Source organism: Chromobacterium sp. IRSSSOUMB001 (assembly GCF_023507765.1).
GTDB lineage: Bacteria > Pseudomonadota > Gammaproteobacteria > Burkholderiales > Chromobacteriaceae > Chromobacterium > Chromobacterium haemolyticum.
This window is the reverse complement of sequence record NZ_JALCYU010000005.1, coordinates 313295-336209: the sequence shown is the minus strand read 5'-3', so window position 1 is coordinate 336209 and position 22915 is coordinate 313295. Positions and strand designations below refer to the sequence as shown.

The following is a 22915-nucleotide window of genomic DNA, read 5'->3' as shown; positions in this document are numbered from 1 at the left end:
AAGCATACTCAAAAGACTTTGAACAGGTTCTGGCCTTCTTGGGGCTCTTACTCAAAAGACTTTGAACAGGTTCTAAGCATCGCGGTCTGGCCAGCTTAATGGCTTAATCGCGCTGGCCGGCCGCTGCCAAGGCGGGGAAAGCGGCGCTTGCCGCCGCGCTCCGTCCAATCGCCCGGGCAACCAGGGCCGCGCCGGCGGCCAGCGCCAGGCCGAACAGCAGCAAGGCCATGGGTGCGCCCAGGCGGTCCAGCAGCAAGCCAGTGAAGATCACCGGCAGGCTGAAGCCGATATAAGCCAGCAGAAAGAAACCGGCGCTGGCGCGCGGTTTTTCCGTTCCGGCCAGCGCGTTTACCGCGGACAAGCCGCCCAGATAAGTGAAGCCGTAGCAGGAGCTGCTCGCGCCCAGCGCGCCCAGCAGCACCGCCGCCAGCGAACCCTGAGTCGCGCCCCAAGCCAGCAAGGCGTAGCTGGGCGGCAGCACCAACATGCCCAGGCGGGCGGCCCGGCAGGGGGGCATCGTGCGGGCTAGCGGCTGGAACAGCAAGCCGCAGCTGATCACGGTGAAGGTGGAAAAACCGGACCAGCGCGCCAGCCCATGCGCGGCCAATACCGACGGCAATAAGGCGATCACCAGCCCCACCGCTGCCCAGGCAAGCAGGATGGCGCAGCCGAAAGGCAGGCTGCCGGCGGGGAAATAGGGCGGGCGCAGCATGGGCGTATGGCGGCTGCGCGGAGCCGGGTCCGGCAGCCCGGCCACCGCCAGCAGCGCCGTTCCGGCCACCGCCAAGTGCAACCAGAAGCTGGCCGGCGTCAGCGTGCTCTGCCACAGCAGGCACACGCTGGTCAGCGCCGCGCCCAGGCCAAAGCCCAGCGAAGTGCTGGCCGTCACCCACAGCGTGGCGCGGCGGCCGTCCGGTTCCGCCATCAGCTCGCTCATATAGGCGGCGCCGGCGGCGGAAGCCAGCGCGGTGCCGCAGCCCAGCAGAAAGCGCGCCATGGCCAAGGCCTCCAGCCGCGGCCACAGCGCCATGACGGCGGTGGCCAGCATTGCCAGCGTTAGCGCCGCCAGGATCAAAGGTTTGCGCCCCAGCCGGTCCGGTAGGCCGCCCAGCGCCAGCAGCACCGGCAATACTCCCAGTACATAGGCGGAAAACGCGGTGGCGGTGGCCGCCGCGCCCTGGCCGGCCAGCTGCGCGTAAGCGGTGTACAGCGGCGCTTGCAGGTTCACCGCGCAAGTGATCAGGCACAGGCCGAAGGCCAGCCGGGCAGGGTGGCGGCGCGTGCTCATGCGGCCTCCGGGAATAAAAGAGATACGGCTGGACAAACAGTATGGGCGAACAGTGGAACAGTCATAAGCTATGGCCTGGTATGAACCTTGTTTACGATCTTGCGAGCTAGGGCGAGACAAGGCGAAAACGGCTGAGAAAGCGGAATGTACGTTTGGTACATGAGCATTTCGAAGACGGTTTCAACGCCGTATCGCTGACGCGCAGTAGATCGTAAATAGGTTCTGAGAATGGAGCGCGGCGGGCCGCGTACACACCACTATCCGGCCGACCTATGACGACAACAAGTGACAGCGGCGGCCAATTGCGCTTAACTGTTTGCTCATTATCAGTAAACAGTGAGCCCGCCATGCGGCTAGAACTCGACCGCGCCAGCCGGCAGCCGCTGGCGCAGCAAATCGCCGATCAACTGCGCGCCTGGATACGGCACAGCCGTGTCCGCCCCGGCACCCGGCTGCCCTCCATCCGCCAACTGGCCAAGGAGCAGCAGCTCAGCCAGTCCTGCGTGATCGACGCCTACGACCGGCTGGTGGCGTTGGGCCTGCTGGAATCGCGCCACGGCGCCGGCTTCTTTGTGGCCGCTCCGCCGGGCCGCGAAGAAAGCGAATGGCGGGAAACCATGGAGCCGGCCTGGGGCCAGTTCAGCGACAGCGGCGAGCAGTTGAAGCTGGGCTGCGGCTGGGTGCCGGACAGCTGGGGCGACCAGGAAGAACTGGGCTACGCCATACGCCACATCACCCGCTGCCAGCCGGCGGACCTGTTCGACTACAGTACCCCGCTGGGCCTGCCGGCCTTGCGCCGGCAACTACAGCAGCGGCTGCGCCAGATCGACATCCATGTGGAGCAAGAGCAAATCCTCACCACCAACGGCGGCAGCCACGCGCTGGACCTGCTGGCGCGCGCGCTGCTCAAGCCCGGCGACACCGTGCTGGTGGAAAGCCCCGGCTACTACAATCTGTTCAACCTGCTGAAATTCCACGGCGTAAAAATGCTGGCGGTGCCGCGCGCCGGCAACGGGCCGGACCTGGCGGCGCTGGAAGCCATCCTGGCCCGACATCGGCCCAAATGCCTGTTCATCAACAGCCTGTTCCACAACCCCACCGGCACCTGTTTGACGCCGGCGGTGGCGCACCGCCTGCTGCAACTGGCGGAGGCCCACGATTTCCTGATTGTGGAAGACGATATCTACGCGGATTTTCAGAACCACCCCGGCGTGCGCCTGGCGGCGCTGGATTCGCTGCGTCGGGTGATCTACGTATCCAGCTTCTCCAAAACCCTCAGCTGCTCGCTGCGCGTCGGCTATGTGCTGGCCCAGCCGGAACTGATCCGCCAGCTAGCCAATATCAAGATGTACACCGGCATCGGCACCCAGCGCTTTGCCGAATGCGTGGCGGCCCAGCTCTTGTCCAGCGGCGCTTACCGCAAGCTGACGCAAAGGCTGCGGCTGCGGCTGAACCGGCAAATGGCCGCCACGCTGCAAACGCTGGAAGCCAACGGCTGGCAAGTGTTCGCCGAGCCGCAGGGCGGCATGTTCATCTGGGCGCGCACCGGCCGCCACAGCTTTAAGGCAATGCAGGCGGAAGCCGCCAAGCGCGGAATCCTGCTATCGCCGGGCAGCGGTTTCATGCCCAGCGGCGAGGATAATGACTGGCTACGGATCAATGTGGCTTATGCCGGCGATGCGCGGGCGCTGGGGTTTTTTGAGGGGCTGGGGAGCCCGCAGGCTGGATGATGATTTTGAAGGTGAGTTCCGTTTCTCGGCCGGAGCAGTTACATGAAAAGTACGTTGGCATCGACGGGTGCTTGTGAATAAGCCGTCTGATCTAACTGTCCTTAGGCCAGGAGCAACCCAGTGTCGCGCCATCTGGCTTCACATGGTCTACTAGGTTTTGTCGCCGGTTCATATTGTCTACAGCACATGTCCTATGCTGAACTGTTGGTGCTTGGGAGCATGAGATGTCGAAGATGTTGGCAATGTGGCTGTTGGTTTGCATGTCTGCCATCGCTTATGCCGAGCAGGTGAGGGTGGCCGCCGCCAGCAATACGGAACCGGCTTTGGGCGAGATCATCAGGCGCTTCTCCGCGGAAACGGGCGTCGGTGTCGATGTCACATATGGCCCGTCGGTGGCGCTGGCCTCGCAAATCGCCAACGGCGCGGAATTCGAGATTTATCTGTCGTCGAGCGAGGAATACACTCGGCGGCTGAGGGCGCTGGGCCGTTGTTTGAGCGAGCCGCGCATTTATGCTTTGGGATCGTTGGTGCTGTGGTCATTGGATGCGGATTTTCGCAGCGACCATTGGCTGGAGTGGCTGCGAGATGGTCATGGCACAATCGTGTTACCTGATCCGGAGGCTAGTATTTATGGCCAGACCGTCTTGTATAGTTTGAACCACTATCAATTGGCCGAACGGCTGCGGCCGCGCTTCGTCCGAGTGCCGGATGTGGCGCACGCAGCGGAGTGGATTGCATCCGGCAAGGCCTCGGGCGGCTTTGTCTCAAAATCCCAAGTGCTGAAGTATTCCAATCTGGGCAAGGGGCACTGGGTGGAAATCCCGGCAGAGACCTACCCACCGATCAAACAGACCGCCGCGTTGCTGACGCCTGCGGCCAACCATCCAGCGGCCAGAAAACTGTACGAGCAACTGTTCGATCCGGGGTCGCAGAAAATTTGGAGTAAGTACGGGTATGGTAAGCCATGATGCGCCGGGTATCGCTTCGATCGGCTAACAAAACCTGTCGATAAATCGTAGACAGACCATTGAGAAAGCCAGCTTGAGCAAGCCGTAATGCGCATCCTGAATTGCTCCGGGATTTATAGTCACATCAAATGACTGTTTGGACTGACCCGGCGCTTGTAGGCAATCCTGCCCTATGATTGGCCGGTAGTACGCCTTCACACGAACCCAAAAAGGCCGGTATGCGCCCCTGAGCAAACGCTCACAGCAGATAGGGTGGCAGACCGCATTGGCCGAGAAGCAGCCTCTCTATATCTGGCGCGCAGATAGCGTGGCTAAGGGAAGTAAGGCCGGCGTATGCCCACCGGCGCGGCGCAGACCTTGCTGCGGGTAGCGGTGCAGCACCCGGAAGCGCTGCGGGCGTTGAAATAAGCCTGATGATCAAACGACCTCTTTTTATGACATTCCTCGTCGCTCTGGCTGGCTGCTCCGATCCAATGACAGAGGCCATCGCAAGCCGTGACACCCTCGCTTACGCTGCCGCAAACGATGCAAGAGACAAGCCGGCCTTCACGATTCAAGTGGGAACATCTTGCCGAGTGGGCAAGATCTCATTTGGCAAGGTCGATGCTTATACGGAGGTGGTCTGCGGAGACAAAAAGGGATGGGTGTTGGAAGTGGATAACCTGAAGTCCTTGATGTTAGTTGGTGGCTAGTCGAACTACACCTCCCTATACTTCGCGGCGAGTTCATCTGCCAATGGAGCGAAGCTTAGATGGCCGGTCAGTGAGGGCGGTGGCGTAGCTTGACGGTTGTCGTAAGGCTATGAGTGCTGTGTTTGATTATGGGTTAATACTATTTTTATAAATGCTGTATCAACTTAGCTGTGATGATTGAGGTGTCATGCAAACTGGTTGATTGTCACTAAAACTATCCGCAGATGTGTCCTTGAGCTAGTGCTGATGCTTGTGTTTTTATGATTTGGCAGCGAGTGCGAAGTTCATTTTTTTTGTGTGGTTCATGGTTTTGTCTGGGTGATCTATGAAAAGAAATGTTTTTATAATTTTGTTGGGTGTTTTGTGGTTTTTCGCTTTTTTAGTTTTCCAGGGGCAATTGGTTTCGATACCTCATGCTTGGGCACTTAATATGCCTGACGGGCTTTATTGTGAAAGTTACTCAGCCGTACGAAATGGTTGGGTGTGCTCTAAATTTGAAAGCGTTATGATGCGATCGTGGGTAGGGCTCGTGGCTTTGATGGGGGGAGTGCTTTCTTTTAGGTTAATTGGACGGATGTCTGGCTTACATTTTTCTATGATTTACTGCTTTTTGCTATTCGCTGAGCTGGGGGCTTTTTTTGCGGGTTTGCGAGGTTATGCTTATTTTCTGAATGGCAATGCCAGTGCGATATATGGAAATATGATGCTCATTTTGTTGGTTCTCTCTGGAGGGGGCATGGTGGGAGCTTTGCTGGTGGGTGAGTATAAAAGCTATCTTCGTGGAAGAAAGGTCAAGGCAAGGCAGGCAAGGCAGGCTTTAGGTATTGATATCGAAACTGCAGAACGGCTGGTGGAAAAGAAATCACGAGAAAAGAGGTGAGCTTATTGTGTAGTTCCATTGGGTCGTTTTGATTTGGTTGTTGTCATAATTGTTTGCTATTTTGCATTTTGCCGTCTCGTCAGTGTTGTCTGTGTAAGGTAGTCAGGCTGTATGGTCTTGACCCCCATCCCCCTCTAAGCAACAATCCCTCCGTGCCGTTTCATCCCGGCACTGGGCCGTGAGAACCCATCGACTGCAGGCGAGGTGCTGTTTTCAGCACGTTTTCCAAACTTGCGTTGCGTCTGCCTAACTGGCAGCCGCTGGTTTTCACGCACTTCTAGCTAGAGGTTGCCCATGTCTGATTTCTCAAAACCCCGCCGTTCCCGCTACCGCTTCCCCTCCAGCGAAGCCAAAGACCTCCGTCTGCCTTTTGTCCGCCGCGTACCCGGCCGCACCTATCCGCATTACTGGCAGCCGGCGGAACCCCAGGATTATTTCGAGGCTTGCGTCATTGGCCGCCAGTACGCGGCGCACATGGCGCAGCTATTGAAGAACAACCGCCAGCACGCGGCGCGCGGGCTGTTGTTCCGTATCGCCAGCGATATGGATTTTGCCGACAAGAGTTATCGCATCGGCCTGTGCAAGGGCTTCTTCAATTATCTGGAGATGCTGCTGAACCTGGCGGTGGAGCGCGTGGATCTGGCCCAGCATGTGGAGGCGGTGCAGCAGCTTTATCTGTGCCTGGAGCAGTTGGCGGAGACGCAACAGCAACAGCGGCGCAAGAAGCGCGGCCGGGGCCGTCAGCGCTGAGCGCGTTCGCCATGAAAAAACGGCCCCTAGGGGCCGTTTTTGTTTCACTATCGTAAGTGGCTTAGAACGCGAAGTGCTCGTCCTGCAGCTCCATCAACGGCTTGGCGCCGGCCTTGAGCTTGGCCAGCAGGCTGTGCACTTCCGGGAACAGCTTGCTCATGTAGAAGCGGCCGGTCAGGATCTTGGCCTGGTAGAAGGCGTCTTCGCCGCCGCCCAGTTTGGCGTGGGCCACTTCCGCCATCCGCGCCCACAGCCAGGCGTAGCTGAGGTGGCCGATCAGGCGCAGGTAGTCGGTGGCGGCCGCGCCGGCTTCGTCGCGGTTCTGCATGCCGGCCATGCCGATGCCCATGGTTACTTCGCCCACGTCTTTCAGCAGCTTGGACAGCGGGACCACGTAGTCGGCCAGTTTGTCGTTGCCTTCATTGGCCTGGCAGAACTTGTGGATCTGCTTGGTGAACTTGCGCAGCTTCTGGCCCTGGTCCATCAGCACTTTGCGGCCCAAGAGGTCGATGGCCTGGATGCCGTTGGTGCCTTCGTAGATCTGGGAGATGCGGCAGTCGCGCACCAGTTGTTCCATGCCCCATTCGCGGATGTAGCCGTGGCCGCCGAACACTTGCATGCCCAGGTTGGCGGCTTCGTAGCCGTTGTCGGTCATGAAGGCCTTGGCCACCGGGGTGAGCAGGGCGACGAGGTCGGCGGCGTCCTGGCGGGCGTCGGCGTCCGGGTGTTTGTCTTCAATGTCCAGTTGCAGCGCCAGCAGGGTGGTCAGCGCGCGGCCGGCCTCGGTGTAGGCTTTCTGGGTCAGCAGCATGCGGCGCACGTCCGGGTGGACGATGATGGGGTCCGCCGGCTTGTCCGGGCATTTGTCGCCGGTCAGCGAGCGCATTTGCAGGCGTTCGCGCGCATAGGCCAGCGCGCCCTGGAAGGAGGCTTCGCCTATGCCCAGGCCTTGCATGCCGCAGCCCAGGCGGGCGGCGTTCATCATGGTGAACATGCAGGACAGGCCCTTGTTGGGTTCGCCGATCAGGTAGCCCTTGGCGCCGTCCAGGTTGATCACCGCAGTGGCGTTGGCCTTGATGCCCATCTTGTGTTCCAGGCTGCCGCAGGCCACGGCGTTGCGGCTGCCGTCGTCATGAAACTTGGGCACGATGAACAGGGAGATGCCCTTCACGTCCTTGGGCGAGTCCGGCAGGCGGGCCAGCACCAGATGGATGATGTTGTCGGACAGGTCGTGTTCGCCGGCGGAGATGAAGATCTTGGTGCCGGTGATGTTGTAGCTGCCGTCGCCGTTGGGTTCGGCGCGGGATTTGAGCAGGCCCAGGTCGGTGCCGCAGTGCGGTTCGGTCAGGCACATGGTGCCGGTCCAGCTGCCGTCCACCAGTTTGGGCAGGTAGGTCGCTTTTTGCGCTTCGGTTCCGTGGGCATGAATGGCAGAATACGCGCCGTGGGACAGGCCGGGGTACATGGACCAGGCCACGTTGCTGGAGCACTGCATTTCCATGATGGGGAAGCCCAGCGCCTTGGGCATGCCCTGGCCGCCGTAGGCCGGGTCGCAGTCCAGTGTGGGGAAGCCCAGTTCACAGTATTGCTGGTAGGCTTCCTTGAAGCCCGGCGGGGTGGTGACGGATTTGGTGGAGCTGTCGTAATGACAACCTTCTTCGTCGCCCTGGCGGTTCAGCGGCGCCAGTTCGCTTTCACAGAACTGGGCGGCGGCTTCCAGGTAGGAGCGGAAGATATCCTGGGTGGCTTCTTCGTAGCCGGGCAGGGTGGGGATGATGTCCTGTACCTTGATCAGCTCGTGGAGCACGAAATCGAAATCCCGCAGCGGGGCTTGGTATGCAGGCATGGGTCTCTCCTGTTGGTTTTGCGCGGCCTGGGCAATCCGACCAGGTCTGTCGTGTTTGGATGCGCCCTGCGCTTGGGCGAACAATTCAAACGCTTGTTTAAATTATCGACGTGGCTTTGACAAGCTTTTCGCGTTTTCCCCGCCGCCGAGTGTGGTTTAACGGCAACGAGCGCGCACAAGGATCAAAAAATTCCAGATGACTTGGTTTAGACGCAAGGTACGCAAATGGGTTGCCTACCGGCACCATTGGTTTCAAAAGCCGGGCCTGCGCCGGCTGGCGCCTTACCTGGACCGGCCGGCGTATTGGTCGCTGAACCGCCGCAAGGTGGCGATGGGGGTGGGGGTGGGTTTGTTCGCCGGCCTGATGCCCGGCCCCACGCAAAAGGTGACGGCGGTGGCGCTGGCGTTGCTGATGCGGGTGAATCTGCCGGTGGCGGTGTTGTTCACGCTGTACACTAACCCTTTGACCGTATTGCCGCTGTATTTTCTGGCTTATGCTTATGGCAAGCTTTTACTGGGCAATCCGGCTGCGGGTACAATGACGCCGCCGCCTAATTGGGACCGGATGAGTTTGCCGGATTGGTGGCACGCCTGCCTGAATTGGCTGGCGGAGCTGGGCTGGCCCTTGCTGGTGGGATTGCCGGCGCTGGGCCTGACCTTTGCTGTGATCGGCTACGCGTTGACGCGGCTGCTGTGGCGCTGGGCGGTGATCAGCGCCTGGAAAAGCAGGCATTGCAGAACACTTTAAGGGGTGATTGTGGATCTGGTTGAAAAGCAGTTGTCGTCGGAGCTGGTGTATCAGGGCGGTTTTCTCAAGGTTCATAAAGACGAGGTGGCGCTGCCGGACGGCGCGGCGTCCACGCGCGAATACATTCTGCACCCCGGCGCGGTGGCGGTGCTGGCGCTGACGCCGGACGGCAAGCTGGTGCTGGAGCGCCAGTACCGTTATCCGACCGGCCGCGAGTTCGTGGAGATTCCCGCCGGCAAGATAGACCCGGACGAGGACCCGGCGGCCACGGCAAGGCGGGAGCTGCTGGAGGAAACCGGCTACGCGGCGGAGCGCTGGACGTATCTGGGCACCGCTTATCCGTGCATTGGCTATTCCAACGAGCGCATCAGTTATTACCTGGCGGAGGGGCTGAGCCAGCAGGGCAGCCGGTTGGACGAGGGCGAATTCCTGGAGGTGCTGGCGGTGCCGGTGGCGCAGGCGATGGAGATGACGCTGAGCGGGGAGATCTGCGACAGCAAGTCCATTGTGGGGCTGCACTGGTTGGCGGCGCATCAGGCCGGGAGGATGCCGGGTGTCGCCGTTTGATCCTTACCGGGATCGACGGCGCGGGCGCCGCATCAGCATGGGCTGCAAGGCCCGCATCCGTTCTTTGATCAGCGGCGAAACCCATTACGGCGAGTGCGTGGATCTGTCGGTGGACGGCATGGCGCTGCGCTCCTCCTTTGTGCCGCAGTTTGGCGAGCGTTTGTCCGTGATTGTGCTGGCGCCGGGCGTGGGCGGCATGCCGGGCAAGCCGCTGGAGGCGGTGGTGGAGGTGAAGCGCTGCAACGAGGTGCAGCGAGGCCGCATCTATGAAATCGGCGTGCGCATCGTGCAGCGCAAAGGCTGATCGCCGCCGTCCGCGCCGACGCGGCGCATTCTTTATTTTCCCTTCTCTTTTATTCGTCCGGCGGTTTGGTCTAAATCTTCTGATTGCCGCTCAGGAAACTATTGATTATCAAGGCCTTTTTTTGGGGTCGATTTCCGTTTACTCCCGCTTACACGCCGCTCGTCTCCCGTTACAAAAAAAAGCTGGCGGAATTCACCATCCATTTCAAATACTTGTATTGAATCTGGCTCACGATCTCATATTTTGTGTGCAGGCGCGGTTTTGCCCTGCCAAGCTGTGCGTTATGCTATACCCAGAAAAAGAAAGCCGGAAACAATGTGAATACTCTAATTCAGCAAGGGGAGCAGCGGATGCCGCGTGCATATCGTTTGCGCCTCTGCTACCTGCCAGGAGAGAGCCATGCACCCGGATATCTTCAGTCACTACGCTGCTCGTTACGACAAGACTCGTGAGGAGGAGTACACCATCCAGGAGTACCTGGAGCTCTGCAAGAAAGACCCCGGCGCTTATGCCACCGCCGCAGAGCGCATGCTGGCCGCTATTGGCGAGCCGGAGCTGGTGGACACTCGACATGATTCGCGTCTGTCCCGCATTTTTTCCAACAAAGTCATCAAGGTCTATCCCGCGTTCCGTGATTTCTACGGCACCGAGGAGGTGATCGAACAGGTGGTGTCCTACTTCCGCCACGCCGCGCAAGGCCTGGAAGAGAAGAAGCAGATCCTCTATTTGCTGGGCCCGGTGGGCGGCGGTAAATCGTCCATCGCCGAGAAGCTGAAAGAGCTGATGGAGCTGGTGCCGTTCTATTGCCTGAAAGGCAGCCCGGTCAACGAGTCTCCGCTGGCGCTGTTCAACTACGACGAGGACGGGGCGCTGCTGGAAGAGGAATACGGCATTCCGCGCCGTTATCTGAAGAGCATTCCCAGTCCGTGGGCGGTGAAGCGGCTGCATGAGTTCAACGGCGATATCGGCCAGTTCCGCGTGGTCAAACGCTATCCGTCGGTGCTCAAGCAGATCGCGGTGGCCAAGACCGAGCCGGGCGACGAGAACAACCAGGACATCTCGTCTCTGGTGGGCAAGGTGGATATCCGCAAGCTGGAGAAATACGCGCAGGACGATCCGGACGCTTACAGCTACTCCGGCGGCTTGTGCCTGGCCAACCAGGGTTTGTTGGAATTCGTGGAGATGTTCAAGGCGCCGATCAAGGTCTTGCACCCGCTGTTGACGGCCACCCAGGAAGGCAACTTCAAGGGCACCGAGGGCTTTGGCGCGATTCCGTTTGAAGGCGTGATCCTGGCTCACTCCAACGAGTCCGAGTGGAAGCAGTTCCGCAACAACAAGAACAACGAGGCCTTCCTCGACCGGATCTACATCGTCAAGGTGCCGTATTGCCTGCGCGTGTCGGACGAGATCAAGATCTACGACAAGCTGATCCGCAACTCTTCGCTGGGCCGCGCGCCGTGCGCGCCGGGCACGCTGAAGATGATGTCGCAGTTTGCGGTGCTGTCGCGGCTGAAAGAGCCGGAAAACTCCAGCCTGTTCAGCAAGATGCAGGTGTACGACGGGGACAACCTGAAAGACACGGATCCCAAGGCCAAGTCCATCCAGGAATATCGCGATTACGCGGGGGTGGACGAGGGCATGAGCGGCTTGTCCACGCGCTTCGCCTACAAGATTCTGTCCAAGGTGTTCAACTTCGATCACAGCGAAGTGGCCGCCAACCCGGTCCATCTCTTGTACGTGATCGAGCAGCAGGTTGAGCGCGAGCAGTTCCCGGCGGAAACGGAGCAGAAGTATCTGACCTTCCTGAAGGAGTACCTGGCGCCCAAGTATGTGGAGTTCATCGGCAAGGAGATTCAAACCGCTTACCTGGAAAGCTACTCCGAGTACGGCCAGAACATCTTCGACCGCTACGTCAGCTTCGCGGACTTCTGGATTCAGGATCAGGAGTATCGCGATCAGGACACCGGCGAGATCTTCGACCGCACTTCCTTGAACGCGGAGCTGGAGAAAATCGAGAAGCCGGCCGGGATTTCCAACCCGAAAGACTTCCGCAACGAGATCGTCAACTTCGTGTTGCGGGCGCGGGCCAACAACGGCGGCAAGAACCCCACCTGGACCAGCTACGAGAAGCTGCGCACGGTCATAGAGAAGAAGATGTTCTCCAACACCGAGGAGCTGTTGCCGGTGATCTCCTTCAACGCCAAGGCCAGCGCCGAGGATGCGAAGAAGCACGAGGACTTCGTCAACCGCATGGTGGAAAAAGGCTACACCGCCAAGCAAGTGCGGCTGTTGTGCGAATGGTATCTGCGAGTGCGCAAGTCCTCGTAAGCCATCGCTGATCCGGCGCCGCTCAGGCGGCGCCGGCAATCGCCCCAGCGGCCGCTGTCGCCGCCGGGCGGTGAATAATATAACAACAGCAAGCCAGGCGATGGCCGCCAGCGCGCGGCCGCCGCCGGCACAGGCAAAGCGAGGTGCTTATGTCCCACATCATCGATCGGCGCCTCAACGGCAAGAACAAGTCCGCGGTTAACCGCGAACGGTTTCTGCGCCGTTTCAAGGCCCAAATCAAGGAAGCCGTCGCCAAGGCGGTCAAGGGGCGCAGCATTACCGACATCGAGAGCGGGGAGAAGGTCTCGATTCCGGTAAAGGATATTTCCGAACCCGTTTTCCACCACGGCAAGGGCGGCATGACGGAAAACGTGCATCCCGGCAATGAGGAGTTCGTCAAAGGCGACCGCTTGCCGCGGCCGCAAGGCGGCGGGGGAGGCGGCGGCAGCAAGGCCAGCCAGGACGGCGAGGGCGAGGACGACTTTGTGTTCCAGCTGTCGCGCGAAGAGTTCATGAACGTGTTCTTCGACGACTTGGCGCTGCCCAATCTGATCAAGACCCAGCTGATGGGCATTGAGGAGATGAAGACGGTGCGCGCCGGCTACACCAACGACGGCACGCCGGCCAACATCAACATCGTGCGTTCGCTGCGCGGCGCGCTGGCGCGGCGGGTGGCGATGGCCGCGCCGACGATGGCCACGCTGGGCGACGCGGAGGAGGAACTCGACACCCTGATGGAGGATGACGAGGACAACACCCTGGAAATCCGCGAAAAACGGCAGAGCATCCACCGGCTGCGCGAGCGCATCGCCAGCATTCCGTGGATAGACCCGTTCGACCTGCGCTACAACAACCGGGTCAAGCAGCCCAAGCCCACCAGTCAGGCGGTGATGTTCTGCATCATGGACGTGTCCGGCTCCATGGACGAGCAGAAGAAGGACATGGCCAAGCGCTTCTTCATCCTGTTGTACCTGTTCCTGCAGCGCAATTACGAGAAGATCGAGGTGGTGTTCATCCGCCACCACACCAGTGCGGTGGAGGTGAGCGAGGAGGATTTCTTTCACTCGCGCGAATCCGGCGGCACCGTGGTGTCCTCGGCGCTCAACCTGATGGCGGAGATCGTCAAGAAGCGCTACGCCGGCAGCGAATGGAATATCTACGCCGCCCAGGCGTCCGACGGCGACAACTGGGACAGCGATTCCGCCAACTGCGGCCGCATCATGGAGGAGGACCTGCTGCCTTACTGCCAGTACTTCGCCTACATCGAGATCACCGAAGGAGAGCCGCAAAACCTCTGGTACGAATACTTGAAGGTGCAGGAACGCAACCGCCAGTTCGCGATGCAGAAAATTCGTTCGGCTTCCGACATCTACCCGGTTTTCCGGGAACTGTTCAAGCGCCAGCCGGCCAATGGCCGCGCCGCCACCGCTTGAGAATGTGTTTATGATCTCGCGAGCTAAGGCGAGACAAGGCGAAAACGAGCGAAAAAGCGGAATGTACAGGTGGTACATGAGCATTTTGAGCTTGGTTTCAACGCCGTATCGCCGACGCGCAGCAGATCGTAAACAGGTTCTTAGCGGTCTTGCCAAGGGGACAGCAACATGACACCCATTTCTACCGGGTCCGAATGGACCTTCGACCTTGTCGACGAGTACGACCGGCAGATACGCGCCATCGCGGTGGATGAATTCAAGCTGGATGTCTATCCAAATCAGCTGGAAGTCATCACCGCCGAGCAGATGATGGACGCCTACGCCTCGGTGGGCATGCCGGTCAATTACCATCACTGGAGCTACGGCAAGCATTTCGTCGCCACCGAGAAAAGCTATAAGCGCGGCCAGATGGGCCTGGCCTACGAGATCGTGATCAACTCCAACCCCTGCATCGCCTATCTGATGGAAGAAAACTCCATGACGATGCAGGCGCTGGTGATCGCCCACGCCGCTTACGGCCACAACAGCTTCTTCAAAGGCAACTACCTGTTCCGCGCCTGGACCGACGCCTCGGCCATCATCGACTACCTGGTGTTCGCCAAGAGCTACATCACCAAGTGCGAGGAGCGCTACGGCATCGACGCGGTGGAGGAGTTGCTGGACAGCTGCCACGCGCTGATGAATTACGGCGTGGACCGCTACAAGCGGCCGCAGAAGCTGTCGCTGGCCAAGGAGCAGGCGCGCCAGGAAGAGCGCGAGCAATACCTGCAAATGCAGGTTAACGACCTGTGGCGCACCATTCCCAAGCGCGACAAGGACGGCAGCGACAAGTCGCCGCCGCGCTTTCCGCCGGAGCCGCAGGAAAACCTGCTCTACTTCATTGAAAAATCCGCGCCGCTGCTAGAGCCCTGGCAGCGCGAGGTGGTGCGCATCGTGCGCAAGGTGGCGCAGTATTTCTACCCGCAGCGTCAGACTCAGGTGATGAACGAGGGCTGGGCCACGTTCTGGCACTACACCATCCTCAATCGTCTGTACGACAAAGGCATGGTCACCGATGGTTTCATGATGGAGTTTTTGCAGAGCCACACCAATGTGGTGTATCAGCCGCCGGTGACGGCGCGTTGGTACAACGGCATCAACCCGTACGCGCTGGGTTTCTCGATGTATCAGGACATCAAGCGCATCTGCGAAGCCCCCACCGACGAGGACCGCGCCTGGTTCCCGGACCTGGCCGGCACGCCGTGGCGCGAGTCCCTGGAGTTCGCGATGAAGAACTTCAAGGACGAGAGCTTCATTTCGCAGTATCTGTCGCCCAAGCTGATTCGCGATTTCCGTCTGTTCTCGATTCGCGACGACGATCACGACGACAAGCTGGAAGTGTCCGCCATCCACGACGACATGGGCTATCGCGACATCCGGGGCAAGCTGGCCGAGCAGTACAACCTGGGTTCGCGCGAGCCCAATATCCAGGTGTGGTCGGTCAATGTGCGCGGCGACCGCAGCCTGGTGCTGCGTCACACCATGCACAACAGGCGCCCGCTGGACGACAACAGCGCCAACGAAGTGCTCAAGCACGTGTGCCGGCTGTGGGGCTTCGACGTGAGGCTGGAGAGCGTGGACGGGAATGGCGATGTCAAGCAGAGCTATGAGATGAAATCCAATCTGGAAGGCGCGCGCGTGTAACGGCGGCGGCCTGTGATATAGTCGCAAACCCGGGGCTGGCGTCGTCGCCCCGGGTTTTTCATGCCGCCGGCGGATGCAACTTTCCCTCCGGGCTGCTCTCGAATTCCTATTTCGATTGAAGCCGCCGCCCAAGAGCCGGCTCAAATTTGCGAGCCGGTTTTCGTTGCGCTATGCGCAGCCGGCGCGCAGCGGACGTTGAATCAGCGGTCACAAGGGAGACGATATGGACCATGAGCATTGCGATCATCCAGCGCCGGAGCGCGAACCCAAAGTGGGCGTGGAGCGGTTGCGGCCGTTCGACAAGGAGGCGTTTGAGCGCGCGGTGACCGATTTGCTGACCGCGTGCGGCTTTCAGCCGCAAGGCGATCCGCACCTGGGCAAGACCGCGGAGCGGGTCAGCGCGTTCTGGCGGGACCGCCTGCTGGACGGCTACGCCGCTGATCCCAGCGAGGTGTTGGGCTGCGGCTTTGAAGACAACTCCCGCGAGATGGTCATTATCAGCAATATCTCCATCCACAGCCTGTGTCCGCATCACTTGGTGCCGTTCGAGGGCATAGCCCACGTGGCCTACATTCCGGGCGGGCGGCTGCACGGTTTCGGCCGCATCGCGCGCTTGATCGACGTGATCTCGCACCGTTTGAATTACCAGGAATGGATTTGCCAGGAGGTGGCGGACGCATTGGTGCTGCACGGCATGGCCAAGGGCGCGGCCTGCGTGATCCAGGCCAAGCAGATGTGCTTGCAGCTGGGGGAAAACCGGCGCGGCGCGGAGGCGGTGATCACTCAGGGCTTTGCCGGAGAAGTGAGCGAGGCCGACCGTGCGCGTTTTCTCAGCGAGTGCAAGCAGACGCCGCATCGCTGAATTCAGCTGCTAGCGAATCGGTTTTAATGGGAGTGGGGCAGCGGCACGAAGGCGCGCAAGGCGTGCTCCCGGCTGCTCAACTCCGCCAGCCGCACGCCGTAAACCGCTTCCAGTTTTTCCCGCCGCATGATCTCCGCCGTGGGCCCGAAGCCTGCGGCGCGCCCTTCGTTCAATAGCAGCACATTGTCGGCATGGCGCAGCGCCAGGTTCAGATCGTGCACCACCGCCAGCGCGCCGATATTCAGTTCGCGGCAGATGCGGGCCACTTGCGCCAGCAGCGCGTCCGCCATCGCGAAGTCCAGCGCGGCGGTGGGTTCGTCCAGCAGGAGATAGCGTTCCGCGTCCGCAGAAGCCAACAGCTGGCACAGCGCGCGCGCCAAGTGAGCGCGTTGCTGTTCGCCGCCGGACAGCGTGCGCGCCTGGCGTTGCGCCAGCTCCTCGGTACAGCTCAGTTCCATCGCCCGGCGGCAGGCATCGGTGGCATCGCCTAGCAGGTAGGCGCCGGACTGAATCAGCTCCAGCGTGCTCCAGCCCGCCGGCGTCAACGGATTTTGCTCCACCACCGCGCGTTGGCGCGCCAGTTCCGCGGCGGATTGGCCGCGCAGCCGCCGCCCGGCCATCCACACCTCGCCGGCGCTGGGGGCGTGCAAGCCGGCCAGCATGCCCAGCAAGCTGCTTTTGCCGGCCCCGTTGGGGCCTAGCACTATATTGAGTTCGCCCGGCGCCACGCGCAGGGAAACCGACTCCACCAAGAGGCGGCCCTGGCGGGAGAGGCTGACGGCGCGCGCTTCAAGCATGACTGTCCTTTTCCGCGCTTTGCCGCAGCAGCCACAGGAAGAACGGCGCGCCTATCAGGCTGGTGATCACACCCACCGGCAGCTCGCTGGGCGCCAGCAGGCTGCGCGCCAGCCAGTCCGAGGCGATGGCCAGCAGCGCGCCCAGCATGGGCGCTATCCAGAGCAACCGGCGCGCGTTGCCGCCCACCAATTGGCGAGCCAGGTGAGGGCCCATCAGGCCGATGAAGCCTATCATGCCGCAGGCGGACACCACCAAGCCGGCGGCCAGGGCGGCGAGAACCACCACCTGCCATTCGCGGCGGCGGACTTCAAAGCCCAAGTGAAAGGCGGCGGTTTCGCCCAATTGCAGCGCGTTGAGAAAGCGCCATTGCCGGTGCAGCGCCAGCCAGACCAGCGGCGCGGTCGTGCACAGCAAGAGGGTTTGCGGCCAGTCCACGCTGGCGAAGCTGCCCATCAGCCAGAAAATCACCACGCGCAAGGAGCCGTCGGGCAGGGTGGTGATCAACAAGGTCAGCAGGCTGCCCAGCAAGGAACTGATGGCCAGGCCGCTGAGGATCAGCCGGCTGCCGCCTTGTTGAGTCTGGCCCAGCATGCGGATCAGCAATAAGGAAGACAGGCCGCCGACAAAGGCGGACGCGGACACCGCGTAGAGGCCGGCGCCCAGGCTCAGCGCCGCGGCGGCGGCCAGCGCCGCGCCGCTGTTGATGCCGATCAGGCCGGGCTCGGCCAGCGGATTGCGGAAACGCGCTTGCACCGCCGCGCCGGCGCTGGCTAGCAAAGCGCCCGCGCTGGCGCTGGCCAGCAGGCGCGGCAGGCGCAATTCCAGCAGCAGCTGCCATTCCAGTTCCGGCGGAGGATGGCCGGCCAGCAAAAGGGACGCGTCCATGCCGCTGCCGTGCAGCAGTGAAACCAAGGAGAGCAGGATCAGGCCGACGGAGAGGCCCAGGGTCAGCGGAAGGAGGCGCATGGGAAGGGGGCGGGGAGCGGGCTCCCCGCCGGCGCTCAGCGCAGGCCCAGCACGTCCTGCATATCGAACAGGCCGTGCGGTTTGTCGGCCAGCCAGCGTGCGGCGCGCACCGCGCCGTTGGCGAAGGTGGCGCGGCTGGAAGCCTTGTGGCTGATTTCGACGCGCTCGCCGATGGCGGCGAACAAGGCGGTGTGGTCGCCGACCACGTCGCCGCCGCGCACGGTGGCGAAGCCTATGGTTTGCGGGTCGCGTTCGCCGGTCACGCCTTCGCGGCCGTAGACGGCGCACTCGTTCAAATCGCGGCCCAGCGCGTCGGCGATCACCTCGCCCATGCGCAGGGCGGTGCCGGACGGCGCGTCCACTTTATGGCGGTGGTGGGCTTCGATGATTTCGATGTCGTAGCCGTCGTTCAGTACCCGCGCCGCCATGTCCAGCAGCTTGAAGGTGAGGTTGACGCCCACGCTGAAATTAGCGGCGAATACAATACCGATCTTGTCGCCGGCGGCGCGGATCGCCGCCTTGCCGGCCTCGTCGAAGCCGGTGGTGCCGATGATCATCCGCACGCCGCGCTCGGCGCAGGCCGCCAGGTGTTCCAGCGTGCCTTCCGGTCGGGTGAAGTCGATGACGGCGTCGGCCCCTTCCAGCGCCTGGAGGAAGTCGCCGCTGATCTTGACGCCGGTGTGCCGGCCGATGAACAGGCCGGCGTCCTGGCCGATGAACTCCGAACCGGGGCGGTCCACCGCGGCGTGCAGCGCCACGCCCGGCGTGGCCAGCGTCGCTTCTATCAGGGTCTTGCCCATGCGGCCGCCTGCGCCGACGATCACCAGTTTCAGCGGGTTGGCGCTCATGGCTTGGCTTCCTGGGCGGGAGCGGAGGCGGTCAGCGGCGGGCGTTCGGCCGGCTGCGCCTGGCCTTCCACGCGCTCCAGCACGTCGCCGTTGAAGTAGACGGTCAGCAGGCGGTTGCTGCTTTTGTCCAGCTTGCCCTGCTTGATGTCGCTATAGGTGTAGTCCCAGCGGTTGGCGTGAAACGCGTCGGCCAGTAGCGGAGAACCCAACAGGAAACGCACCTGCGAGCGGGTCATGCCCGGTTTAAGTTTGGCTACGGCATCCTCTGTGACATAATTGCCCTGCTGGATTTCCATCTTGTGCGGGCTGAGCCAGTTCAGGGGGTTCATCGAACTGCAGCCGGAGAGGGCAATGACGGCGGCAAAAATCAGGGCGCGCATGATACTCCGTGACCGAAAAGTTATGAGGCGGTAATTAGGCAAAGCCGTGAAAAGGCTTTATCATGATCTGAAATCGACCCACTTTATATCACGATGAGCAAAGCCAGTCACCTTAAAGATATCGGCCTCAAGGCCACCGGCCCGCGTTTGAAAATCCTCGATCTGTTTGAGGAAGAGCACGCTGGCCACATGTCGGCGGAAGATGTCTATCGCAAGCTGCTTGCGGAAAATATCGACATCGGCCTTGCCACCATTTACCGCGTGCTGACGCAGTTCGAGCAAGCGGGCATTTTGGTGCGCCACCATTTTGAAACCGGCAAAGCCGTGTACGAGCTGAACCAGGGCGGCCATCATGATCATATGGTGTGCGTCAGCTGCGGCAAGGTGGTCGAGTTCTTCGATCCGGAGATTGAAGCGCTGCAAGACCGCATCGCGGAGCAGCACGGCTTCCGCATCGTCGATCACGCGCTGTACATGTACGGCGAGTGCCCGGACTGCCTCAACGCCAAAAAGGCATGATTCCCTGGCTCGGTCCTGAGCCGGTTTTCCCTCCGGTGCGGCTGGCTCTGCGCGAACCCAACGGTTTGCTGGCCGCTGGAGGCGATTTATCCCCGCAGCGCATCCTGGCTGCTTACTCCCAAGGCATCTTTCCCTGGTTTTCCGAAGGCGAGCCTATCTTGTGGTGGTCTCCGGCGCCGCGCATGGTGCTGTGCCCGGACGAACTGAAAGTCAGCCGGTCCATGGATAAAGTGCTGCGCAACCAGCGTTATGAAATCCGCGTGGACACCGCGTTTCGCGAGGTGATGTCGGCCTGCGCCGAACCCAGAACCCAGCAGCAGGGCACCTGGATCGTGCCGGAGATGGTGGACGCGTATTGCCGTTTGCACCGCTTGGGCTACGCGCATTCCTTCGAGACCTGGATAGACGGCGAACTGGCCGGCGGCCTGTACGGCATTGGTCTGGGCTTGATGTTCTATGGCGAATCCATGTTTTCCCGTCGCAGCAACGCGTCCAAACTGGCCTTCATCCACATGGTGCGTCATTTGCGCGAGCAGGGGGTGGCAATGATAGATTGCCAGATGCACACCCGTCATTTGCAGAGCTTGGGCGCCAAGCTGGTTTCGCGTCAGACATTTCTTGCTACTCTGAAAGAGAATGCCCGACGGGCGCAGCCCGCCGCGATGTGGAACTACCGGTATACCAATGAGCCATCGTGATCCCGGCCCGACAGTGGCCATCCATTTTTACGCCACCGCGCCCTATCCGTGCAGCTATCTGGCGGGGCGTCAGGCGCGCTCGCAAGTGGCGATCCCGGCGGAGGCGATCGATGGCGAGGTTTACAGCCAACTGGTGAAGCTGGGTTTTCGCCGCAGCGGCCTGTATACCTACCGTCCTTATTGCGACAGCTGCCAGGCGTGCGTGCCGGTGCGGATTCCGGTGGAGCGCTTCGCGCCCAGCCGTACTCAGCGCAAGGTGGCGCGCAGGCTGGAGGCGATGCAGGTGCGTTTGCTGCCGTTGGAGTTCAACGCCGAGCACTACGCCTTGTACCGCTGGTATCAGCAGTCGCGGCACGCCGGCGGCGGCATGTCGGACGACGATCCGCAGCAGTACTCGGAGTTCATTCTTAAAAGCGGGGTGGACAGCATGCTGGCGGAGTTTCGCCTGGACGGGGAATTGAAGATGGTCAGTCTGATCGATCGTCTGTCCGATGGACTGTCCGCAGTCTACACCTTTTACGATCCGGACGACGCCAAGTCCAGCCTGGGCGTGTTCAACGTGCTGTGGCAGGCGGAGCTGACGCAGCAGCTAGGGCTGCCGCACTTGTATCTGGGCTATTGGATACGCGAATGCCAGAAGATGTCCTACAAGGCGATGTATCAGCCCTTGCAGGCTTTGATGGATGGGCGCTGGGTGGAGTTGCCCAGGCCGCGGGACGAGTGAGAACCTGTTCAAGGTCTGCTGCGCTTCGTGAAGCGTTGCACGGTGAGTACGAGTTCAAAATGCTCATGCACCACTAGACCATTCCGCTTTTCGCTCGTTTTTGTCTTGCCTCGCTCTTGCCCGCGAGACTTTGAACAAGCTCTGAGGGAAATCATGTGAAAAAGCCGGCGCGAGCGCCGGCTTTTTTATTGCGGACACCGTCCGCCTTAGAGCCCGTTCGACGCCGTATCGCAGGCGCGCATCGGGTTCTCGTGCCGTTGCTTAGAACGGCACCACACGGTCGTTGCCGCCGCCGGTCAGCACGCGCACGCGCTGGTTGGCGGTGAACGGAATGTCGGCTTCCTGCACGATAGAGATCATGCGGCCGGAGCCGTCCAGCTTGACGGTGATTTCCAGGGCGTTCTTGGTCATGCCGCGTTGAGCGGCCTGTGCGCCGAAGCCGCCGGCCAGCGCGCCGACGATGCCGCCGGCGATCTGGCCTTTGCCGCCGCCGATATTGCTGCCGGCCAAGCCGCCCAGCGCGGCGCCGCCCAGGGTTAGCAGCTCATTGTTGCTGCCTTCCATTTTCACGTTCTGAACCGACACCACGGTGCCCAGCTGCACGGTCTGCGCCTGGCGCATCTGGCCCTTGGAATAGACGGCCGCGGAGTCGGAGGTGGCGCAGCCGGTGAGCACGCCGGCGCTCAGCAGCGCGATGGCGGAAAGACGAATCAGTTTTTTGGCGTTCATAAGAGTGAGTCCCATGTTTATATAAGCGAGCCGGTTTGCCCCGGGATTGTCGCCGCGGGCCTGTCGCCGGGGTTCCGGTGTCGGAGCGCCCGTGCGCGGCCGCGCATGCTGTTGTTTAGGGTTTGGCGCGCGCTGCGATCGCATTCGCGCATTCGGCCACCAGCGCCGGGCCTCGGTAGATCAGGCCGCTGTAGACTTGAACCAGGCTGGCGCCGGCATCCAGTTTTTCCACGGCGTCCCGCCCGGACAGGATGCCGCCAACTCCTATGATAGGCAGAGCGCCGTCAAGTTCCTTGGCTAATTTGCGAATAACTGTTGTCGAACGGTCTTTGACCGGCGCGCCGGACAGGCCGCCGGCTTGATCCGCCAGCGGATGGCCGGCCACCGCCTCGCGCGACAGCGTGGTGTTGGTGGCGATGACGCCGTCGATGCGATGCTCGGTCAACAGGCGGGCGATGGCAATGACTTGATCGTCGTCCAGATCCGGGGCGATTTTCAGCGCCAGCGGCACGTGGCGGCCGTGTTTATCGGCCAGCGCTTGCTGGCGTTGCTTCAATTGCGCCAGCAGTCGGCCCAGTTCGTCGCCCTCCTGCAATTGGCGCAGGTTCTTGGTATTGGGCGAGGAGATGTTGACGGCGACGTAGCTGGCGTAAGCGTAGACTTTGTCGAGACAAGCCAGGTAGTCGTCAGCGGCGTTTTCTATCGGGGTGGCGGCGTTCTTGCCGATATTGATGCCGAGCACGCCTTGGAATTTGCAGCGGCGCACATTGTCCAGCAGGGTGTCCACGCCCAGGTTGTTGAAGCCCATGCGGTTGATGATGGCTTGGTGTTCCGGCAGACGGAACAGCCGCGGCTTGGGGTTGCCCGGCTGGGGCCTTGGGGTGACGGTGCCGATTTCGATGAAGCCGAAGCCCAGCGCGGCCAAAGCGTCGATATGCGCTCCATTCTTGTCCAGCCCGGCGGCGAGCCCCACCGCGTTGGGGAAGGTCAGGCCCATGGCTTGCACCGGTTTGCGAGCGGCGCTTTGGCAGGTCAGCGCGCTCAGGCGCAGCTTGTGCGCCTGGTCCAGCATGGCCAGCGTCTGTTCATGGGCGGTCTCTGCGTCAAAGCGGAACAGCAGCGGGCGCAGAAGCGAATAGAGCATCTTGATTCTCCAGGCAGCAAAATGCCCGGC

Annotated in this window: 23 protein-coding genes; 15 read left to right on the top strand and 8 right to left on the bottom strand. The window is 61.4% G+C overall.

Features of this window, described 5'->3' with window-relative positions; genetic code table 11:
• Positions 1–103: 103 nt before the first annotated feature.
• Positions 104–1288, bottom strand: coding sequence for an MFS transporter (locus MOV80_RS09290; protein WP_118268093.1), 1185 nt, complete (start codon positions 1286–1288; stop codon positions 104–106).
• A gap of 347 nt (positions 1289–1635) precedes the next feature.
• On the opposite strand from MOV80_RS09290, the gene MOV80_RS09285 reads away from it, so the two are divergent.
• From MOV80_RS09285 to MOV80_RS09265, 5 genes are all read left to right on the top strand, one after another.
• Positions 1636–3018, top strand: a complete 1383-nt coding sequence (locus MOV80_RS09285; RefSeq protein ID WP_249605069.1) for a PLP-dependent aminotransferase family protein — start codon at positions 1636–1638, stop codon at positions 3016–3018.
• A 224-nt stretch (positions 3019–3242) separates the two neighbouring features.
• A complete protein-coding gene (gene modA / locus MOV80_RS09280; protein WP_083860762.1) occupies positions 3243–3986 on the top strand; it encodes a molybdate ABC transporter substrate-binding protein in 744 nt (247 codons plus the stop codon).
• Positions 3987–4399: 413 nt separating this feature from the next.
• The gene (locus MOV80_RS09275) at positions 4400–4678 is read left to right on the top strand and encodes a hypothetical protein (RefSeq protein WP_019104325.1); all 279 of its coding nucleotides are present in this window, start codon (positions 4400–4402) and stop codon (positions 4676–4678) included.
• Positions 4679–5003: 325 nt separating this feature from the next.
• The gene (locus MOV80_RS09270; protein ID WP_161524109.1) at positions 5004–5558 is read left to right on the top strand and encodes a hypothetical protein; all 555 of its coding nucleotides are present in this window, start codon (positions 5004–5006) and stop codon (positions 5556–5558) included.
• Between the two features lie 294 nt (positions 5559–5852).
• Positions 5853–6308: a hypothetical protein gene (locus MOV80_RS09265; RefSeq protein WP_118268090.1), complete on the top strand. Its 456-nt coding sequence runs from the start codon at positions 5853–5855 to the stop codon at positions 6306–6308.
• Between the two features lie 61 nt (positions 6309–6369).
• Here the strand turns inward: MOV80_RS09265 and MOV80_RS09260 are convergent, their stop codons facing one another.
• Complete coding sequence (locus MOV80_RS09260) at positions 6370–8154, bottom strand: acyl-CoA dehydrogenase C-terminal domain-containing protein (protein ID WP_118268089.1); 1785 nt, start codon at positions 8152–8154, stop codon at positions 6370–6372.
• Positions 8155–8350: 196 nt separating this feature from the next.
• Between MOV80_RS09260 and MOV80_RS09255 the strand changes: the two genes are divergently transcribed.
• The 7 genes from MOV80_RS09255 to folE all read left to right on the top strand — a co-directional run bounded on the left by MOV80_RS09255 (position 8351) and on the right by folE (position 16079).
• A complete protein-coding gene (locus tag MOV80_RS09255; RefSeq protein ID WP_019100393.1) occupies positions 8351–8902 on the top strand; it encodes a DUF2062 domain-containing protein in 552 nt (183 codons plus the stop codon).
• A 9-nt stretch (positions 8903–8911) separates the two neighbouring features.
• Positions 8912–9469: an NUDIX hydrolase gene (locus tag MOV80_RS09250; RefSeq protein ID WP_118268631.1), complete on the top strand. Its 558-nt coding sequence runs from the start codon at positions 8912–8914 to the stop codon at positions 9467–9469.
• On the top strand, positions 9456–9773 hold the full coding sequence (locus tag MOV80_RS09245) for a PilZ domain-containing protein (protein ID WP_081545720.1): 318 nt from the start codon (positions 9456–9458) through the stop codon (positions 9771–9773). The genes MOV80_RS09250 and MOV80_RS09245 overlap by 14 nt, the downstream gene beginning before the upstream one ends.
• Before the next feature lie 399 nt (positions 9774–10172).
• Positions 10173–12101, top strand: coding sequence for a PrkA family serine protein kinase (locus tag MOV80_RS09240; protein WP_019100828.1), 1929 nt, complete (start codon positions 10173–10175; stop codon positions 12099–12101).
• A gap of 149 nt (positions 12102–12250) precedes the next feature.
• Positions 12251–13534: a YeaH/YhbH family protein gene (locus tag MOV80_RS09235; RefSeq protein ID WP_019100827.1), complete on the top strand. Its 1284-nt coding sequence runs from the start codon at positions 12251–12253 to the stop codon at positions 13532–13534.
• Between the two features lie 168 nt (positions 13535–13702).
• On the top strand, positions 13703–15217 hold the full coding sequence (locus MOV80_RS09230; RefSeq protein WP_043590234.1) for a SpoVR family protein: 1515 nt from the start codon (positions 13703–13705) through the stop codon (positions 15215–15217).
• A gap of 223 nt (positions 15218–15440) precedes the next feature.
• The gene (gene folE, locus MOV80_RS09225; RefSeq protein WP_081576128.1) at positions 15441–16079 is read left to right on the top strand and encodes a GTP cyclohydrolase I FolE; all 639 of its coding nucleotides are present in this window, start codon (positions 15441–15443) and stop codon (positions 16077–16079) included.
• 23 nt (positions 16080–16102) lie between these two features.
• Here the strand turns inward: folE and MOV80_RS09220 are convergent, their stop codons facing one another.
• The 4 genes from MOV80_RS09220 to bamE are packed head-to-tail and all read right to left on the bottom strand — an operon-like array spanning position 16103 to position 19071.
• Positions 16103–16876, bottom strand: a complete 774-nt coding sequence (locus tag MOV80_RS09220; protein WP_118268088.1) for an ABC transporter ATP-binding protein — start codon at positions 16874–16876, stop codon at positions 16103–16105.
• Entirely contained in the window at positions 16869–17843 is a 975-nt protein-coding gene (locus MOV80_RS09215) for an iron ABC transporter permease (protein WP_118268087.1), read from the bottom strand. Before MOV80_RS09215 ends, MOV80_RS09220 begins: the two co-directional genes overlap by 8 nt.
• Before the next feature lie 35 nt (positions 17844–17878).
• Positions 17879–18691: a 4-hydroxy-tetrahydrodipicolinate reductase gene (gene dapB, locus MOV80_RS09210; protein WP_249605068.1), complete on the bottom strand. Its 813-nt coding sequence runs from the start codon at positions 18689–18691 to the stop codon at positions 17879–17881.
• Complete coding sequence (bamE, locus tag MOV80_RS09205; protein WP_019101531.1) at positions 18688–19071, bottom strand: outer membrane protein assembly factor BamE; 384 nt, start codon at positions 19069–19071, stop codon at positions 18688–18690. The genes dapB and bamE overlap by 4 nt, the downstream gene beginning before the upstream one ends.
• 93 nt (positions 19072–19164) lie before the next feature.
• Here bamE and fur point away from each other — a divergent pair, with 93 nt between their 5' ends.
• The 3 genes from fur to MOV80_RS09190 are packed head-to-tail and all read left to right on the top strand — an operon-like array spanning position 19165 to position 21012.
• Positions 19165–19590: a ferric iron uptake transcriptional regulator gene (gene fur / locus MOV80_RS09200; RefSeq protein ID WP_019101530.1), complete on the top strand. Its 426-nt coding sequence runs from the start codon at positions 19165–19167 to the stop codon at positions 19588–19590.
• Positions 19587–20288 (top strand): leucyl/phenylalanyl-tRNA--protein transferase, encoded by a 702-nt coding sequence (gene aat / locus MOV80_RS09195; RefSeq protein WP_043590229.1) that lies wholly within the window; start codon positions 19587–19589, stop codon positions 20286–20288. The genes fur and aat overlap by 4 nt, the downstream gene beginning before the upstream one ends.
• Entirely contained in the window at positions 20275–21012 is a 738-nt protein-coding gene (locus MOV80_RS09190) for an arginyltransferase (protein ID WP_043590228.1), read from the top strand. The genes aat and MOV80_RS09190 overlap by 14 nt, the downstream gene beginning before the upstream one ends.
• Before the next feature lie 261 nt (positions 21013–21273).
• Here the strand turns inward: MOV80_RS09190 and MOV80_RS09185 are convergent, their stop codons facing one another.
• Both MOV80_RS09185 and MOV80_RS09180 read right to left on the bottom strand, forming a co-directional pair.
• Positions 21274–21741 carry a glycine zipper 2TM domain-containing protein gene (locus MOV80_RS09185; RefSeq protein WP_019101527.1) on the bottom strand — a complete coding sequence of 156 codons (468 nt, stop codon included), beginning with the start codon at positions 21739–21741 and terminating at the stop codon, positions 21274–21276.
• 115 nt (positions 21742–21856) lie between these two features.
• Positions 21857–22885 (bottom strand): quinone-dependent dihydroorotate dehydrogenase, encoded by a 1029-nt coding sequence (locus MOV80_RS09180; RefSeq protein ID WP_019101526.1) that lies wholly within the window; start codon positions 22883–22885, stop codon positions 21857–21859.
• Positions 22886–22915: the final 30 nt, after the last annotated feature.

What these genes read in the sequence shown, in the direction of transcription:
- MOV80_RS09290 (WP_118268093.1), bottom strand. Translation starts at nt 1,288, where the DNA reads ATGAGCACGCGCCGCCACCCTGCCCGGCTGGCCTTCGGCCTGTGCCTG.
- MOV80_RS09285 (WP_249605069.1), top strand. Translation starts at nt 1,636, where the DNA reads ATGCGGCTAGAACTCGACCGCGCCAGCCGGCAGCCGCTGGCGCAGCAA.
- modA (WP_083860762.1), top strand. Translation starts at nt 3,243, where the DNA reads ATGTCGAAGATGTTGGCAATGTGGCTGTTGGTTTGCATGTCTGCCATC.
- MOV80_RS09275 (WP_019104325.1), top strand. Translation starts at nt 4,400, where the DNA reads ATGATCAAACGACCTCTTTTTATGACATTCCTCGTCGCTCTGGCTGGC.
- MOV80_RS09270 (WP_161524109.1), top strand. Translation starts at nt 5,004, where the DNA reads ATGAAAAGAAATGTTTTTATAATTTTGTTGGGTGTTTTGTGGTTTTTC.
- MOV80_RS09265 (WP_118268090.1), top strand. Translation starts at nt 5,853, where the DNA reads ATGTCTGATTTCTCAAAACCCCGCCGTTCCCGCTACCGCTTCCCCTCC.
- MOV80_RS09260 (WP_118268089.1), bottom strand. Translation starts at nt 8,154, where the DNA reads ATGCCTGCATACCAAGCCCCGCTGCGGGATTTCGATTTCGTGCTCCAC.
- MOV80_RS09255 (WP_019100393.1), top strand. Translation starts at nt 8,351, where the DNA reads ATGACTTGGTTTAGACGCAAGGTACGCAAATGGGTTGCCTACCGGCAC.
- MOV80_RS09240 (WP_019100828.1), top strand. Translation starts at nt 10,173, where the DNA reads ATGCACCCGGATATCTTCAGTCACTACGCTGCTCGTTACGACAAGACT.
- MOV80_RS09235 (WP_019100827.1), top strand. Translation starts at nt 12,251, where the DNA reads ATGTCCCACATCATCGATCGGCGCCTCAACGGCAAGAACAAGTCCGCG.
- MOV80_RS09230 (WP_043590234.1), top strand. Translation starts at nt 13,703, where the DNA reads ATGACACCCATTTCTACCGGGTCCGAATGGACCTTCGACCTTGTCGAC.
- folE (WP_081576128.1), top strand. Translation starts at nt 15,441, where the DNA reads ATGGACCATGAGCATTGCGATCATCCAGCGCCGGAGCGCGAACCCAAA.
- MOV80_RS09220 (WP_118268088.1), bottom strand. Translation starts at nt 16,876, where the DNA reads ATGCTTGAAGCGCGCGCCGTCAGCCTCTCCCGCCAGGGCCGCCTCTTG.
- MOV80_RS09215 (WP_118268087.1), bottom strand. Translation starts at nt 17,843, where the DNA reads ATGCGCCTCCTTCCGCTGACCCTGGGCCTCTCCGTCGGCCTGATCCTG.
- dapB (WP_249605068.1), bottom strand. Translation starts at nt 18,691, where the DNA reads ATGAGCGCCAACCCGCTGAAACTGGTGATCGTCGGCGCAGGCGGCCGC.
- bamE (WP_019101531.1), bottom strand. Translation starts at nt 19,071, where the DNA reads ATGCGCGCCCTGATTTTTGCCGCCGTCATTGCCCTCTCCGGCTGCAGT.
- fur (WP_019101530.1), top strand. Translation starts at nt 19,165, where the DNA reads ATGAGCAAAGCCAGTCACCTTAAAGATATCGGCCTCAAGGCCACCGGC.
- aat (WP_043590229.1), top strand. Translation starts at nt 19,587, where the DNA reads ATGATTCCCTGGCTCGGTCCTGAGCCGGTTTTCCCTCCGGTGCGGCTG.
- MOV80_RS09190 (WP_043590228.1), top strand. Translation starts at nt 20,275, where the DNA reads ATGAGCCATCGTGATCCCGGCCCGACAGTGGCCATCCATTTTTACGCC.
- MOV80_RS09185 (WP_019101527.1), bottom strand. Translation starts at nt 21,741, where the DNA reads ATGAACGCCAAAAAACTGATTCGTCTTTCCGCCATCGCGCTGCTGAGC.
- MOV80_RS09180 (WP_019101526.1), bottom strand. Translation starts at nt 22,885, where the DNA reads ATGCTCTATTCGCTTCTGCGCCCGCTGCTGTTCCGCTTTGACGCAGAG.